The following is a 14560-nucleotide window of genomic DNA, read 5'->3' on the forward strand; positions in this document are numbered from 1 at the left end:
CCCCCACCGAAATCGCGGCACCTTCGCGCGTCACCGGGGTGAGGACAACGACCTTCGAGGTAGTTGAGCCGCGCGCGTGCCGATGCCACCCGGCTGGCTACCCACCCAGGATGGAGGATCCCGCATGCGAAGCTCAGCCTGTCTCGCCCTGTCCGCCGCGCTGCTGCTCGCAGCACCGCTGTCCGCACAGGAGAAGGCCGCGGTCGCCCCCGACCGGGAGCATCGGCTGCTCGCCGCGCTCGCGGGAAAATGGGCCGTGAAACAATCCTTCTGGCTCGCACCGGGCAAGCCGCCGAGGCGCGATGAGGGCACCGCCGAGCTGGCGATGGTGCTCAACGGCCGGCATCTGCGCCAGAACCTGCACATCGCCGACGGGACCGATTTCGAGGGGCTGAGCTATCTCGGCTACGACAGTGCCGCGCAGCGTTTCTTCAGCACGTGGATGGACGTCAACTTTCCCGGCCTCGTCATTGCCTGGGGCGGCCTCGACGACGCGGCGAAGACGATCACGCTGCGTGGCGCCATCGCCGCCGCGCAAGGGCAGGATCCGGTTCCGGTCAGGGAAGTGCTCACGCTCACCGACGCGGAGCATTTCCGCTACGAGTTCTACGAGACGCGCGGCGGCGCCGAGACGCTCGCCGTCAGGCTCGACTATACGCGGCGGCGCTGACTGCCTTCCACGCTACCGACTCCCGCCTCAATAATCCTCGTGCGCGAGGTCGCTGAACTTGGTGAATTGCCGGTCGAAGCGCATGTGCACCGAACCCGTCGCGCCATGGCGCTGCTTGGCGATGATCACCGTCGCCTTGCCCGAAACCTCGAGCTGCTTGGCCTGCCAATTCTCATAGGCGATCCGTTCCTCGGGCGTCTCGGTGCCGTCGGGCGTCTTGGTCGGCGCCTTGAAGTCGTGATAATATTCGTCGCGATAGACGAACAGCACGATGTCGGCGTCCTGCTCGATCGATCCCGATTCGCGAAGGTCGGAGAGCTGCGGCCTTTTGTCCTCGCGGCTCTCGACGCCGCGGCTCAGCTGCGACAGCGCGAGCACCGGCAAATTGAGCTCCTTGGCCAGCGTCTTCAATCCGCGGCTGATCTCCGAGATTTCCTGCACGCGCCCGTCGCCCGATGCCTTGGCGCTGCCGCTCAGCAGCTGGAGATAGTCGACCACGACCATCCCGATCTTGTGCTGGCGCTTCATCCGTCGCGCGCGCGTGCGCAGCGCGGCGATGGTCAGGCCCGGCGTGTCGTCGATATAGAGTGGCAGCCGCTCGAGATCGCCCGCCGCGCGCGCGAATTTCTGGAACTCGCTATGGCTGATCTGCCCGGTGCGCAATTTCTCCGAGACCACTTCCGCCTGCTCGGACAGGATACGCATCGCCAGCTGGTCGGCCGACATTTCGAGGCTGAAGAACGCCACCGGCGCGCCGATCGACTTCTCCTCGGGAATCCCCGCCTCGAGATCGTCGGCCCAGCGCTTGGCGGCGTTGAACGCGATGTTGGTGGCGAGCGAGGTCTTGCCCATGCCCGGGCGGCCGGCGAGGATCAGCAGGTCCGACCGGTTGAACCCGCCGGTCGACGCATTGAGATCGGTCAGCCCGGTGGTGATCCCCGAGATGCCGCCGCCCGAGTTCATCGCCTTCTCGGCCTGGCGCACCGCCAGCGTCGCGGCGCGGGTGAATGATTTGAGCCCCGCGTCCGATTCGCCCTTCTCGGCGACTTCGTAGAGCTTCATCTCGGCCTGCTCGATCTGCTTGGCCGGATTGATGTCCTCGCTGGTGTCGAGCGCGCCTTCGACAAGGTCGCGGCCGACGCTGACCAGCGCGCGGAGCATCGCGAGGTCGTAGATCTGGTCGGCGAACGAGCGCGCGCCGATCAGGCTCGCCGGGTTGCCGGTCAGCTGCGCCAGATAGGCCGGGCCGCCCAGCTCCTTCATCGCCGGATCGGCGGCGAACAGCGGGCGCAGCGTCACCGGCGTGGCGAGCCGGTTGTCGCCGACCATCGCCGAGATCGCGTCATAGATCCGCCCGTGCAGCGGCTCGAAGAAATGCTCGGGGCGCAGCTTCTGGAGAACGTCCTCGGCGACGCGGTTGTCGATCATCATCGCGCCGAGCAGCGCCGCCTCGGCCTCGACATTGGCGGGCAGGCTGAGGCCGCCTTCGGGGACATCGGGTGCGGGAAAGGGAATCGGTTGTGCCATCGTCCCCTAGTCGCGCACCCGGCCCCCCGCTTCAACCGTCGGCGCTTGTGAATAACGGGTATGACCGGATAGGAGCCGTCAATGGCCGATCCGCGCATCATCGACGTGACGCTCGACGAACGCACGATTTTGTGGCGCTCGGCCGATATCGAGCAAGAGCGCCGCATCGCGATCTTCGACCTGCTCGAGGAGAATCGCTTCGCCCCGCAGCGCCAGCACCCGGACGGCTATGCCGGCCCCTACCGGCTCCATCTCCGCGTCGAGGAAGGCCGGCTCGCGCTCGAGATCCACCGCGAGGACGGCGCGCCGCTCGAGACGCTCGTCCTCGGCCTCGCCCGCTTCCGCCGCCCGATCCGCGACTATTTCGCGATCTGCGACAGCTATTACCAGGCGATCCGCAACGCCACGCCGGCGCAGATCGAGACCGTCGACATGGCCCGGCGCGGCATCCACAACCAGTCCGCCGAGCTGCTGATGGAGCGGCTGGAGGGCAAGATCGATCTCGACTTCGACACCGCCCGCCGCCTGTTCACGCTGATCTGCGTGCTCCACATCAAGGGATAGACAAATGACCGACCCATCCCGCGCCCTGATCGCGGCCGCGCGCGAGGCGGCGAAACACGCCTATGCGCCCTACTCCAACTTCGCGGTCGGCGCGGCGGTGCTGCTCGCCGACGGCAGCGTCGTCACCGGCGCCAATTTCGAGAATGCCAGCTACGGCCTGTCGCTCTGCGCCGAGACGGTGGCGCTGGCGACGGTCAGTGCGCAGGGCCGCTTCCGCGAGGTCGTCGCGATCGGCGTGATCGGCGGCCGCATCGGCCATGCCGACACCGCGCCGGTGAGCCCTTGCGGCCGCTGCCGCCAGATCATCAACGAAGCCGCGCAGGTCGGGGGGCGGGACTTGCCCGTCTATTGCGGCGGCGCGGCGGGCGACGAGATCGCGGAATACCGTCTGTCGGAGCTGCTACCGCACGCCTTTGGGCCGGCCGATCTTCGATGAGCAACCTTCGATCCCGGAAGGGATCGAGCAGAATGGCAACGTCACCGCTTCTTGAGCGTGTCGTTTACTTCGATCCAATAGCCGTCGGGATCCTGAAAGAAGATCTGGCGGATGCCATCGGTGCGGAGGGTCTGGATCGCGCCGGGCGTACCTGCGACGTCGCTCCAGCCTTGGCCGCGCGCCTTGAGCTTGGCCATGACCAGGTCAAGACTTGCCACGGCGACCGCCATGTGAACGCGGCGATGTTGCGCGACCGGTTCAGTGCGGCCGGGCTGGATGTGAAGTTCTATTCCATTGGCGAAGCGCATCCAGCGCGGCCCGCCCGCGGGGAATGGTGCAGGGATTTCGCTCAGGCCAAACAGGTCGCGATAGAACTCGATGCTCTTCTGCTGGTCCGCTACGAAAATCGCGACATGGTCGAGCCGCGCGACGGACGCAGGCGTGTCTTGCGCCCCCGCCGGCAGCGCCGGGGCAAGCAGCAGGATAGCGGGGAGCAGGGCGCGCGCGTTCATCAGATTCTCCTCTCACCGAGTCTAGCATCAAAGCGCGCTCGGGAAAGCAGTACCAGGTTTTCGACGGGAAATCTGACTTGGTTCCGACCAAGCGAGAAGTCAGTGGCGGCTTTGCGCACTCGTTTCAGTCGTTCAGCGTCACCGCAGCGGTCCCTGAAAGCACACGTACGTTCAGCGGCAGCGCGACATGCGCCTCTTGCAATGCGGGACGTCTCGAAGCGGCATGGCGCGAGTTGCGATATATAGGCTTCACCCGCGCTCGAACATCCGGTTCGGCTCGCGATCCTCCTCCCGGCTCGCCGTTCGCGGCCGCGAGCCGGGCGGCTTTCCCCGTTGCCTGTCGCAGGCCCTCCTGTTCCCCGTCGACCTAGCGCACCGCATCCGCAGCCGCGTCGATCGTGTCGCGCGTCCGGGCCTCATCCCCCTGCAGCCGCGCCCGGTAGCGCTCCAGCCGGCCCCGCATTGCATCGTGCCGCTCCTTCAGCAGCCCCTCGGCAGTGCTGCGGAAGGGCAGCCCCTCCTTCCGCAGGACCCGGGCGGACAGGTCGTTGCTCATCCGCAGGGTTTCGCTGCTGATCATGTTGCTGATGCAGAGCGTGGCGCTGCTGGTCGCGTTCGACGTGCGCAGGACGTTGCCCGAGACGGCGTTGCTCTGGCGCAGGACATTGCCGGACTGGCGATTGGCTTCGCGCAGTCGCGCGAGCGTCTGGTCGTAATCGGCGCGGCTGTTGAGATTGACGAAGCTGCCGCCGCCCGCGTCGGAGACCGCCTTCAGCGCCGCCGCTTCGCCCGAGGGCAGGCTGAAGCCGATGATGTTGACGATCGCCCGGGTCGCGCCGCTGTTGATCCGCCGCGCCGCCGCCACCGGATCGCCGCCGCACGTCTCCTCGCCGTCGGAGACGACATAGATGATCTGCGCGCCTTCGGTGGCGGAGCGGGCGAGCAGCGCCTCCGCCTTGGCGAGGCCGGCGGCAAGCGGCGTCCAGCCCACCGCCCGGACCCGCGAGACCGCGGCACCGAGCTGCGCGCGATCGTTCGACATCGGGGCCAGAACGTCGATCCCCGCGCAGGACCGCGCCTTGCCCGCCGCGCTGTTGTCGCCCTGCTGCCCGAAGACGAGCAGCGACGCTTCCACCGACGCCGGCAGCCCGTCGACGAAGCGCGTGGCGGCCTCGCGCGCCAGATCGAGCTTGGTCTGTCCGCCGATCCGCCCCGCCATCGAGCCGGAGCCGTCGATCGCAACGACGACGCGAACCGGCGGGACGCGCGGGCCGCCCCCCTCGCCCGACCGCGCCTCGAGCGCCGGCTGGGTCAGCCCGACTTCCCTGAAGCAGACATCCGGATTTCCGGTGGCGAACCGGCCGACATAGGCGCGCGCCTGCGCGCGCTCGCCGGCGCTTGCGGTGCGCGCCGCCGCCGACGCGTCGTCCGTCGTTTCCTTTCCCGAACCGCCGCATCCGCAGACGGCGAGGGCCAGCAGGCCGGAAACGCAGCTACGGGCGAAATCCATAGGGGGAGCCTAGCATCATGGCCGCCGAACCGCCAAGTGCCGCGGCCGGCACCACAGCTTGCGTCACAGCGGCCGCCCGATGTCGGGATCGTTCAGTCATCATAGTCCTTGAGCGGCGGGGTCTGCGGACGCTCCGGTCGCGGCGGCAGCGGATCGGGGCGCACCCTGCCGCCCCGCAGCTGGTCGCGCATCTCGATGGGCCGCGCCTCGAGCGGGCTGTCATGGATCCGGCGCCGCTGATCGACATATTGCTGATATTCGTTTGGTTCGTGGACGTAGAGATAGTCGGTGTAGCGCTTTTCGGCCTTGCGGATTTCGGTCCGAACCAGATCCGCTTCCTTGTCCATATCCGCCTCGAGCACCTTTTTGTGCGGGCCATCGGGAAGCTGGTCCTTGTGCCGCAGGATCGCGTCGAGCACCTCCCGCTTTTGCCAGAGCCGGTCGGCGAGCTCCTTTTTCAGCTTCGGATCGGGCCCGTTGCCGCCCGCGTCGTTGCTTTCGTCCCTGTTCTTCGAAGCAGCGACCGGCACCGGCTTCTTCACCGGCGGTTTCTTCGCGCGTTTCGGCGGGGAAACCGGAATGACGCCGCCCCAGATGCTTCCGCCGCCAACGCTGTAGACCGCCTTCAGATCGCCCGGCCCGCCGGAAAGCGGGGTGTCGCCATAGAGCTCGTTCATGAGCCGCATCGCCTCGGCGCTGTCGCCGGACTCGATCGCTTTCCGCAGCCGAATCTGGTCGGGGCTGTCGCGCCGGTCGAGATTGCGCGCGGCCTCGCGCTCGCTCGCCCTTATGTCTTTCCTGCCCTGCTCGATGACCTCGTTCTGCGTGGGCGCGCGAGTCTGCGCCGCGGCCATGAGCGGCAGAAAAAGGCCGGCGGCCGCCAGAATTCCGATCCGCTTCCGCGCCGTCATGCGCCTTCTCCGAAAAATCACCCCGCCCGTCATGGCCGTGTTCGCTACCACCCGGCGCGACACGTGCCGCCGCGCCGGCGACCAAATCGGCCATCGTTGCGATCGGTCCGGACGACGCGGCCCGGCTTGCCATTCGCGCCTCCGCCATGCTCTCCTGCCGCCAACAGAGGAGATGCCATGAAGACGCCGTTGCGGAGCGCGCTCGCGCTGCCGATTTTGCTCGCCCATCCCGCCGCGGCGCAGCAGGCCGCGCCGTTGCTCCATCCGATGTTCCAGGATCATGCCGTGCTCCAGCGCGATCGGCCGATCCCGGTCTGGGGCGATGCCCCGGCGGGCGAGCGCGTCGAAGTGACGCTCGGCAGCCGCAAGCTGCTCGTCCGCGCCGACAAGGACGGCCATTGGCGCGCCGACTTGCCCGCGATGCGCGCCGGCGGGCCGTACACGCTCGCCGTCGCCACGCGCAGCGGCGGCAGCGCCCGCGCCGAGGATATGATGATCGGCGATGTCTGGCTCTGCTCGGGCCAGTCGAACATGGAATATCCGGTCAGCGGCGTGCTCGGCGCCGCCGGCGAGATCGGCAAGGCCAAGGATCCCGAGCTGCGGCTGATGACGGTCGAGAAGAAGACCAGCCTCAACCCCGAACGCCAGTTCCCCGCCCCCGTCCGCTGGCAGCCGACCACGCCGGAGACGGTCCGCGATTTCTCCGCCGCCTGCTATTTCATGGCGCGCGATCTGCGCGCCTCGCAAAAGGTGCCGATGGGGCTGATCGACGCGACATGGGGCGGCACCGCGATCGACGCGTGGCGCCCCGAAAGCGCGCTGGCGAAGGACCCGACCGCGCAGGCCGATCTCGCGCTCTTCCGCACCTATCGCGCCGATCCCGCCCTCGCGAGCAAGCAGTTCGGCGAGCGCTGGATGGCGTGGTACCGCGCCAGATCGGGCGACGCCGCCGGTGCCGAGCCGTGGCAGGCGACCGCGCCGGGCGACTGGGCTGCGCTGCCGTCGTTCGATCCCTGGGAGAAATGGGGCGTCGCCGCGCTCGCCCAGTATAACGGCATGCTCTGGTACCGCACCGAAGTGACGCTGACGCCCGAGCAGGCCGCGAAGGGCGGCGCGAGCCTCGCGCTCGGCCCCGCCGACGATATGGACGCGAGCTTCGTCAACGGCGTGCCGGTCGGCGTCACCTATGCCTGGGGCGTGCCGCGGCTCTATCCGCTCGCGCCGGGCACGCTCAAGCCAGGCAAGAACCTGATCGCGGTCGGCGTGCTCGACACGTGGGGCGAAGGCGGCCTGACCGGCACCCCCGAGCAGCGCGCGATCCGCTTCGCCGACGGCAGCAGCGTGCCGCTCGCCGCGCCCGCGGGCTGGCAATGGCGCCGCGCCCCCGCCGGGGTGGGCGATCCGCCGCACGCGCCGTGGGAGGCGATCGCCGGCTTCTCGGGCATCTACAATGCGATGGTCGCGCCGATCGGGCCGTACGGGCTGCGCGGCGCAGCATGGTATCAGGGCGAGGCCAATGCCGGGTCGCCCGACGGCTATGCCGAAAAGCTCGGCAGCATGATGGGCGCGTGGCGCGGCCAGTTCGGCAAGCCCGAGCTGCCGTTCCTGATCGCCCAGCTGTCGAGCTGGGGCCCGCGCGTGCCGCGGCCGGTCGAGAGCGGCTTCGCGCAGATCCGCGACGAGCAGCGCCGGGCGGTCGCCGCCGATCCGCATGCCGCGCTCGCGGTGACGATCGATCTCGGCGACGTCGTCGACATCCATCCCGCCAACAAGCTCGACGTCGGCCATCGCCTCGCCCGCGGCGCCGAGGCGCTGAGCTATGGCGGCAAGGCATCGCCCTCGGGCCCGTGGCCGGTCGAGGCGCGCTACGAGGGCGCGGTGGTCCGCGTCCGCTTCACCGGCGCCGACCAGGGGCTGGTGACCTACAACGCCGCCCAGCCGTTCGGCTTCGAGCTCTGCGGCCCCGCCCCCGGCAGCTGCCGCTTCGCCCCCGCGACGCTTTCGGGCAGCGACGTGATCGTCCAGGCGGGCACTGGCGCCGCCGATCGGGTGCGCTATTGCTGGGGGGATAGCCCGATCTGCAACCTCTATGACGGCACCGGCCTGCCCGCGACGCCGTTCGAGCTGCCGGTCCGCTAGGCGAAACCAGCCCTTGCGGAGCGCCGCACTTCCCGCGAAACCGGGCGTCGCACCGCAGGGGAATATATGAGCATTCTTTCCGATCGCTGGATTCGCGAACAGGCGCTTTCGACCGGCATGATCGAGCCGTTCGTCGAGGCGCAGCGGCGCGAGGGATGCATCAGCTACGGGCTGTCCTCCTACGGCTATGACGCGCGCGTCGCCGACGAGTTCAAGATCTTCACCAACATCGACAGCTCGGTGGTCGATCCCAAGAATTTCGATTCGAACAGCTTCGTCGACCGCAAGACCGATGTCTGCATCATCCCGCCCAACAGCTTCGCGCTCGCCCGCACGGTCGAATATTTCCGGATCCCGCGCGACACGCTGGTGATCTGCCTCGGCAAGTCGACCTATGCCCGCTGCGGGATCATCGTCAACGTGACGCCGCTCGAGCCCGAATGGGAAGGCCATGTCACGCTCGAATTCTCGAACACCACGCCGCTGCCGGCGAAGATCTACGCCAATGAAGGCGCCTGCCAGTTCCTGTTCCTCAAGGGCGAGCAGCCCTGCGAGACCAGCTATGCCGATCGTGCCGGCAAATATATGGGCCAGCGCGGCGTGACGCTGCCGCGGCTCTAGGGGGCGGACGATGGCGGGCAGCGACGATCTCCGCGCCGAGTATCTGCTGCTCCAGACTCTCTACGAGGATTATGACAAGCGCGCGCTGTCGCTGAAGGCGATCGCCGGGCCGCTGCTCGGCGCCGGCGTCGCCGCGGGGCTCAAGGAAGCGAGCGCGGCGATCCTGATCGCGACGATCGCGGTGGCGCTGTCGCTATGGCTGCTCGAGGCGATCTGGAAGAGCTTCCAATATTGCCTCGTCGGCCGGATCGAACGGCTCGAGGCGTGGTTCCGCGACGAAAAGGGCGCGACCGAGATCGCGCCCTTTCAGATCTACGCCGCGTGGAGCGAGGCATGGCCCCATCGCCGGAGGGTCGGCAATGTCGCCGGCGTCTTCGTCCAGCCCTTTGTCGCGCTGCCCTATGCCGTGCTCGTCGCCGTGGCCGGCGTCGGGCTCGTCGTCGGGCTCGTCGTCGGCTGAGCGCAATCGGGGTCAGCGCGCGCTGAACTGCACCGTGTCGAGCCGGCGCAGGCCGCGCTGGGCGATCGCGTGCGAACCCGCGGTCCGCTCGGCGCTCAGATCCATCAGCACGTCGTCGCTGCTCAGCACCTTGGTGTAGAGGCTGCGCGCCTCGCTGGCGCGGCCGGTCTTGGCATAGACCGCGGCGAGGTTGATCAGCAGCTCGGGACGATCCGGGGTGATCCGCAGCTCGCTGAGCAGCTTCGCTTCAGCGGCGCTGTAATCGCCCTGGACGATCTGGGTGCTGGCGACGGCGCTGTCCTGCGCCTGAGCCGGAAGTGCCGCGACGAGAGGCGCGGCGGCGAGGATAACAAGAGCAAAACGCATGGCACCCTCCAGGATTCATTGCATCACGGTGAAACTTCCGTGACATCTTGATGACTCCTATGTGACAGTTTTGTTGCATGTCCTCAAGTGCGTTGATTGCAAGTGCGCAAAGAAAAAGGCGGCCCCGAAGGACCGCCTTTCCAGAGTTGCTGAAGGCTGCGCGTGCGCGCGGCGGATCAGAAGTCGTTGCGATACTGCTCGTTGCCGACGAAGCCGAGCTTCGTGACGTTCGCGCGCTTCACGATCGCGAGCACCCGGTCGACCACGTCGTACCGCGCCTGCGGGTCGGGCTGGAAGTGCAGCTCGGGTTCCGGATCCTGCGCCAGCGACGCGTCGAGATACTGACGCAGCGTGACGTCGTCGATCTGGACGCTGTTCCAGAACACATTGCCGTTCGCGTCGATGTACAGCTTGTTCTTCTGCGGCTCTACCGGAGGCGCGGACTGATTGCTGTTCTGCGGAAGATCGACCTTCACCGCGTGCGTCTGGATCGGGATGGTGATGATGAACATGATGAGGAGCACGAGCATGACGTCGATCAACGGCGTCGTGTTCATTTCCATCATCGGTTCGCCGTCGTCGCGGCCACCGCTCATTGCCATTGATGTAACTCCTTAAACGGTGCGCGTCACAAGCGGGTGGTTGCGGCGCCCGCGGGGGGTTCCGAAATGAAGCCCACCTTCACGAACCCGGCCATCTGCATGGTGTAGATCGCACCGCCGATGCAGCGATACGGGGTGTTCGAGTCGCCGCGAATGTGCACCTCGGGAAGCTCGAGTCCGGCGGCGTTGGGGCCACCCTGACGTTCGATTTCCTGCTTCAGCTTGGCCACGCCCTTGTCGAGCAGTTCCTGATGGCCGACCGGGGTCATGCCCCAGTAGACCTGGCACTGGCCGCCAGCGCCGGTCACCGAGAGCGCGACGTTCTCGGGCTTGGTCGTGGTCGGCTCGAACTGCACCTTGGGCAGCTCCAGCTTGATCGTCTGGATCACCACGGGGACGGCGATCAGGAAGATGATCAGAAGCACCAGCATCACGTCCACGAGGGGCGTGGTGTTGATGTCCGACATCGGTGCTTCGTCGCCGCCGCTGCCTACGCTCATCGCCATTGGGCGTTATCCTATCCTTCTATCCCGCCGCGGGTACGCCCGCGGCGAAGGGCCGCACGTCGAGACGCGCGGCCCGATGCTTTCAGCTTATGCGCGGGTCTGCACGCCACCGGCCTGGCCGGCGGTCGTGGTGGTGCCGGCCGGCTTGGCAGCCGCGGCGGCGACCTTCTTGGTCTCCGGGCGGACGCGGCCGTCCGAAGCCAGATAGCCGAGCACGTCGTTCGAGAACGCGTTCAGATTCTCCGCGATCGCCTTGTTGCGGCGCTGCAGGAAGTTGTACGCGAGCACGGCCGGAACCGCGACGACGAGACCGAGCGCGGTCATGATCAGTGCTTCACCGACCGGGCCGGCGACCTTGTCGATCGAGGCCTGGCCCGCCGCACCGATCTTGATCAGCGCGCGGTAGATGCCGATGACGGTACCGAACAGACCGATGAACGGCGCGGTCGCACCGGTGGTCGCGAGGAACGCGAGGCCGCCGGCGAGCGACGAGTTGATCGTGGCTTCCGAACGCGCGAGCGAACCGTGCAGCCAGTCATGCGCCTCGACCGGATCGGTCAGCTGCTTGTACTGCTCCTGCGCCTGGATGCCGTCGTCGACGATCTGGCGATAGGCCGAGTTCTTCTCGAGCTTCGCCGCGCCTTCGCGCAGGCTGTTCGAAGCCCAGAAGCCGGCGCGCACGCGCTTCGCCTGGTTGATGATCTTCTGCTGCTCGAACAGCTTGGTGAACAGGATGTAGAGCGAGACGAAGAGCATCAGCACGAGGATGGCGAACACCGTCTGCGAGATGAGGCCGCCTTCCTTGAGCGCCTGCTGAAGGCCGTACGGGTTTTCGCCGTTGGGCGCCGCCGCGGCGAGAATGGTGGTGAGCATTGTCGGTTATTCCCTTACAAGAATTGCTGTGAGCTTGGCCTTTTCGGCCACCTTGATCGCGTTACTTTTCAATCTGCCACCGGAAGCGGAGCGACTTGCGCCCGCCCGGGATCGGATTGCCGCCCGCATCCAGCGCCGGCGAATATCGCCCGCGGCGGGTGACGAGCCGGCAAGTCGCTTCGTCGAGCACCGAAGCGCCGGACGACGACGTGACCGAGCAGTTCTCGATGCGGCCCTGCGCGTTCACGTTGAACGTGATGCCGACGGAACCCTCCTGCTCGGCGCGGAGCGCGGCAGGCGGATAGTCGTCCTGGGTGACCCACGAAGCGGGGTTGCCCTTGGCGGCTGCGGCCTTGCTGATCGCAGGCGGCGCAGGCGGCGCGGGCGGCGCAGGCGGTGCCGGCGGCGTGATCGGCGGCGGGGGCGGGATGATCGGGGTGGTGGCGATCGGCGGCGACGGCTGCTGGACCACGACCTGAGCCGGCGGCGTCACGACCTGGGTCGGCGGCGGCGGCACGGGGCTGTCCGGCGGCGGTGGCGGCGGCGGCACCTCCTCGGGCGGGGGCGGCGGCTCTTCGACCTCGAAAGTCTTCAGCTCTTCCGCCTTCTTTTTGATATATTGGTATGCCAAGCCCGTGACGAAGGCATAACCCAAGCCAGCCACGATAATTGCGACGATTACGATCGCAACGAACCGGCTGCCACTTACATTCCGGTCAGCGTAAGCCATTCGGCAACGTCACTCCTCTAATCCTGTGCGACCCTGAGCGCATGGATGTCTCGCGCACAAGTTCGGCCGCCCTTCGCTTGGGTGCGTCGGTGCGGCAGAGCGCGAGTCTCTATCGTGGGCACTCGGGGTACGCAAACGCTTTGTCGGACAAACCGCGCCTACCGCCGCTCCGTGACCGAATTATTTCTGTATAAGAACGACGCGATCCGGTAACGCGACAGCATGATCCGCGTTCCTATGATGGCTTTTTGTTGCGCGATATCGTTAATTGCGCCTGCCCAGTCCGCCCCGCAACCCACGCAAAACCAAGCTTCTGCGCCCACTGTATTACCCAGCTACGCCACTGTTGCAGGGTTGGTCCTTGGGGCACCCCTGATCGTCGATGCGCGCATTCGCAGCGCGGTGAGAATTAAAGGCGCCGAGGCAGCGAATGTCGCTCCGGGGCGGGGTCGATTCTACATCGAGGCCGATGTCACCGGGGTGATTCGCGGCGCCGCGGTGGCTCCGAGAATCGGGTATGTCGCCGATCTGCCGCTCACCGATCGCGGGCGCGAGCCCAAGCTCAAGAAGCAGCGCGTCCTGCTCTTTGCACGCCCGGTCGCCGGGCGCCCCGATCAGGTCCAGCTCGCCACGCTCGACGGCCAGCGCGCGTGGTCGGCAGAGCTCGATTCGCTGGTCCGCGGGATCGTCCGCGAGACGATCGCGGCGGATGCCCCGCCGGCGATCACGGGGGTCGGCAATGCCTTTCACGTCCCCGGCTCGCTGCCCGGCGAAGGCGAGACGCAGGTGTTTCTTCAGACGAAGAACGGCGCGCCGGTGTCGCTCCAGATCCTGCGCCGCCCGGGCGAGCAGCCGCGCTGGTCTGTCTCATTGGGAGACATTGTCGACGAATCGGCGGGCCCGCCCAGGCCGAACACCCTGCTCTGGTATCGCCTCGCCTGCGGGTTGCCGCGCCAGTTGCCGGCGGAGAGCCTCGAATCGGGCGATTCGGCCAATGCCGCGGTCGCGCGCGAGGATTATGCGATGGTGCTCGCCGCGCTCGGGCCCTGCCGCTGAGCGCGCCCGGCGCCTAGCGCCGGTGACGCACCATGGTGATGCCGATCGATTCGCCCTGCTCGGCGATCGCCAGCTTGACGATTCGCACCTCGACGCGCTGGACGCGCTTGTCGGAGACGAACAGCGTCTCGCAGACATGCTCGGCCACGGCCTCGATCAGCGTGAAATGCACGTCCCTGGGCAGACCGGTGGTCGCCGCGTGCTTGAGGTCGATATAGCTCTTCGAGGCGCTCAGCGGCGTATCCGGCGCGAAACGCTCGGGCATGTCGATGTCGCAGGTCACCGAGATTCGCAGCGGCTGCGGCAGATGAGTCTCTTCGGAATAGATCCCGGTCAGCACCTCGACTTCGAGGTCGTGCACCTGGAGCTGGAGCAGATCGCGCAATTAACGGCCTTTCGTGGAAACCGCGCCCCCTTAGCAGAAGCCGAGGCAGGGGGAAGTGGGCCCCGTGCCCCGGTTAATCCTTGCGTCAGGGCGGATCGGCGCTAAAGCGCGCGCCCCGGCATGCTGCCGGGCATTTCGCGAGGATATGGAACAGGTGATCGCATTGGTGCCGCTGTCTGCCGTCGAACCCGAGGCCGTGGAGGCGCTGCTCGACCGCGCCTTCGGCCCGGAGCGACGCACGCGCACCGCCTATCGCGTCCGCGCCGGCACCCTGCCCGTCCCCGAGCTCAGCTTCGCCGCGGTCGACGATGCCGGCGCGCTGCTCGGCACGATCCAGTGCTGGCCGGTCGCGCTCGCCTGCGACGACGGTGCCGAGGTGCCGATGGTGATGGTCGGCCCGGTCGCCGTCGCGCCCGAGCGCCAGCAGGGCGGCATCGGCCGCGCGCTGATGGAACGCATGCTCGAGGCGGTGCCCGATTGCGGCGCGCCGGGCTGCGATGCGCTGATGCTGATCGGCGACCCCGAATATTATGCCCGCTTCTTCGGCTTCACGCCCGAACGCACCGGGCGCTGGCGCCTTCCCGGCCCGTTCGAGCCGCGCCGGCTGCTCGCGCGCGGCGATTCGGTGCCCGATTGCGCGGGGATGCTCGGGCCGCGCGTCCGTCAGGCAGCTTGAGGGGGCGCGCGCGCTC

At 67.7% G+C, this 14560-nt stretch carries 18 protein-coding genes; 8 read left to right on the plus strand and 10 right to left on the minus strand.

What is annotated here, in order from left to right; genetic code table 11:
- Positions 1-124: 124 nt before the first annotated feature.
- Positions 125-670, plus strand: a complete 546-nt coding sequence (locus tag E5A74_RS03220; RefSeq protein ID WP_166745581.1) for a DUF1579 family protein — start codon at positions 125-127, stop codon at positions 668-670.
- Between the two features lie 27 nt (positions 671-697).
- Here the strand turns inward: E5A74_RS03220 and E5A74_RS03225 are convergent, their stop codons facing one another.
- Positions 698-2197, minus strand: a complete 1500-nt coding sequence (locus tag E5A74_RS03225; protein ID WP_135982762.1) for a replicative DNA helicase — start codon at positions 2195-2197, stop codon at positions 698-700.
- 81 nt (positions 2198-2278) lie between these two features.
- Here E5A74_RS03225 and E5A74_RS03230 point away from each other — a divergent pair, with 81 nt between their 5' ends.
- Both E5A74_RS03230 and E5A74_RS03235 read left to right on the plus strand, forming a co-directional pair.
- Positions 2279-2761, plus strand: a complete 483-nt coding sequence (locus E5A74_RS03230; RefSeq protein WP_135982764.1) for a UPF0262 family protein — start codon at positions 2279-2281, stop codon at positions 2759-2761.
- A gap of 4 nt (positions 2762-2765) precedes the next feature.
- A complete protein-coding gene (locus E5A74_RS03235; protein WP_135982766.1) occupies positions 2766-3197 on the plus strand; it encodes a cytidine deaminase in 432 nt (143 codons plus the stop codon).
- A gap of 41 nt (positions 3198-3238) precedes the next feature.
- Here the strand turns inward: E5A74_RS03235 and E5A74_RS03240 are convergent, their stop codons facing one another.
- From E5A74_RS03240 to E5A74_RS03250, 3 genes are all read right to left on the minus strand, one after another.
- Positions 3239-3709 carry a VOC family protein gene (locus tag E5A74_RS03240; protein WP_135982768.1) on the minus strand — a complete coding sequence of 157 codons (471 nt, stop codon included), beginning with the start codon at positions 3707-3709 and terminating at the stop codon, positions 3239-3241.
- 367 nt (positions 3710-4076) lie between these two features.
- Complete coding sequence (locus tag E5A74_RS03245) at positions 4077-5219, minus strand: vWA domain-containing protein (protein WP_135982770.1); 1143 nt, start codon at positions 5217-5219, stop codon at positions 4077-4079.
- Between the two features lie 92 nt (positions 5220-5311).
- Complete coding sequence (locus E5A74_RS03250; protein WP_135982772.1) at positions 5312-6193, minus strand: hypothetical protein; 882 nt, start codon at positions 6191-6193, stop codon at positions 5312-5314.
- Positions 6194-6307: 114 nt separating this feature from the next.
- Between E5A74_RS03250 and E5A74_RS03255 the strand changes: the two genes are divergently transcribed.
- The 3 genes from E5A74_RS03255 to E5A74_RS03265 all read left to right on the plus strand — a co-directional run bounded on the left by E5A74_RS03255 (position 6308) and on the right by E5A74_RS03265 (position 9350).
- Positions 6308-8269, plus strand: a complete 1962-nt coding sequence (locus E5A74_RS03255) for a sialate O-acetylesterase (RefSeq protein ID WP_135982775.1) — start codon at positions 6308-6310, stop codon at positions 8267-8269.
- Between the two features lie 66 nt (positions 8270-8335).
- Positions 8336-8890 (plus strand): dCTP deaminase, encoded by a 555-nt coding sequence (gene dcd / locus E5A74_RS03260; protein WP_135982777.1) that lies wholly within the window; start codon positions 8336-8338, stop codon positions 8888-8890.
- Between the two features lie 10 nt (positions 8891-8900).
- Entirely contained in the window at positions 8901-9350 is a 450-nt protein-coding gene (locus E5A74_RS03265; protein WP_135982779.1) for a hypothetical protein, read from the plus strand.
- Between the two features lie 12 nt (positions 9351-9362).
- Here E5A74_RS03265 and E5A74_RS03270 read toward each other — a convergent pair whose 3' ends face one another.
- From E5A74_RS03270 to E5A74_RS03290, 5 genes are all read right to left on the minus strand, one after another.
- On the minus strand, positions 9363-9716 hold the full coding sequence (locus tag E5A74_RS03270) for a tetratricopeptide repeat protein (RefSeq protein ID WP_135982782.1): 354 nt from the start codon (positions 9714-9716) through the stop codon (positions 9363-9365).
- 176 nt (positions 9717-9892) lie between these two features.
- Positions 9893-10318, minus strand: coding sequence for an ExbD/TolR family protein (locus tag E5A74_RS03275; RefSeq protein ID WP_135982784.1), 426 nt, complete (start codon positions 10316-10318; stop codon positions 9893-9895).
- Positions 10319-10344: 26 nt separating this feature from the next.
- Complete coding sequence (locus E5A74_RS03280) at positions 10345-10824, minus strand: ExbD/TolR family protein (RefSeq protein ID WP_135982786.1); 480 nt, start codon at positions 10822-10824, stop codon at positions 10345-10347.
- An 87-nt stretch (positions 10825-10911) separates the two neighbouring features.
- Positions 10912-11697 (minus strand): MotA/TolQ/ExbB proton channel family protein, encoded by a 786-nt coding sequence (locus E5A74_RS03285; RefSeq protein WP_135982788.1) that lies wholly within the window; start codon positions 11695-11697, stop codon positions 10912-10914.
- A gap of 61 nt (positions 11698-11758) precedes the next feature.
- Positions 11759-12427 carry an energy transducer TonB gene (locus E5A74_RS03290; RefSeq protein ID WP_135982790.1) on the minus strand — a complete coding sequence of 223 codons (669 nt, stop codon included), beginning with the start codon at positions 12425-12427 and terminating at the stop codon, positions 11759-11761.
- A 498-nt stretch (positions 12428-12925) separates the two neighbouring features.
- On the opposite strand from E5A74_RS03290, the gene E5A74_RS03295 reads away from it, so the two are divergent.
- The gene (locus tag E5A74_RS03295; RefSeq protein WP_338111778.1) at positions 12926-13483 is read left to right on the plus strand and encodes a hypothetical protein; all 558 of its coding nucleotides are present in this window, start codon (positions 12926-12928) and stop codon (positions 13481-13483) included.
- Between the two features lie 13 nt (positions 13484-13496).
- On the opposite strand, the gene E5A74_RS03300 is transcribed toward E5A74_RS03295, so the two are convergent.
- Complete coding sequence (locus tag E5A74_RS03300) at positions 13497-13868, minus strand: dihydroneopterin aldolase (RefSeq protein WP_135982792.1); 372 nt, start codon at positions 13866-13868, stop codon at positions 13497-13499.
- 154 nt (positions 13869-14022) lie between these two features.
- Here E5A74_RS03300 and E5A74_RS03305 point away from each other — a divergent pair, with 154 nt between their 5' ends.
- Complete coding sequence (locus E5A74_RS03305) at positions 14023-14544, plus strand: GNAT family N-acetyltransferase (protein WP_135983187.1); 522 nt, start codon at positions 14023-14025, stop codon at positions 14542-14544.
- Positions 14545-14560 lie beyond the last annotated feature (16 nt).

Origin of the sequence: Sphingomonas naasensis, from assembly GCF_004792695.1 — a bacterium.
GTDB classification, from domain to species: Bacteria; Pseudomonadota; Alphaproteobacteria; order Sphingomonadales; family Sphingomonadaceae; genus Sphingomonas; species Sphingomonas naasensis.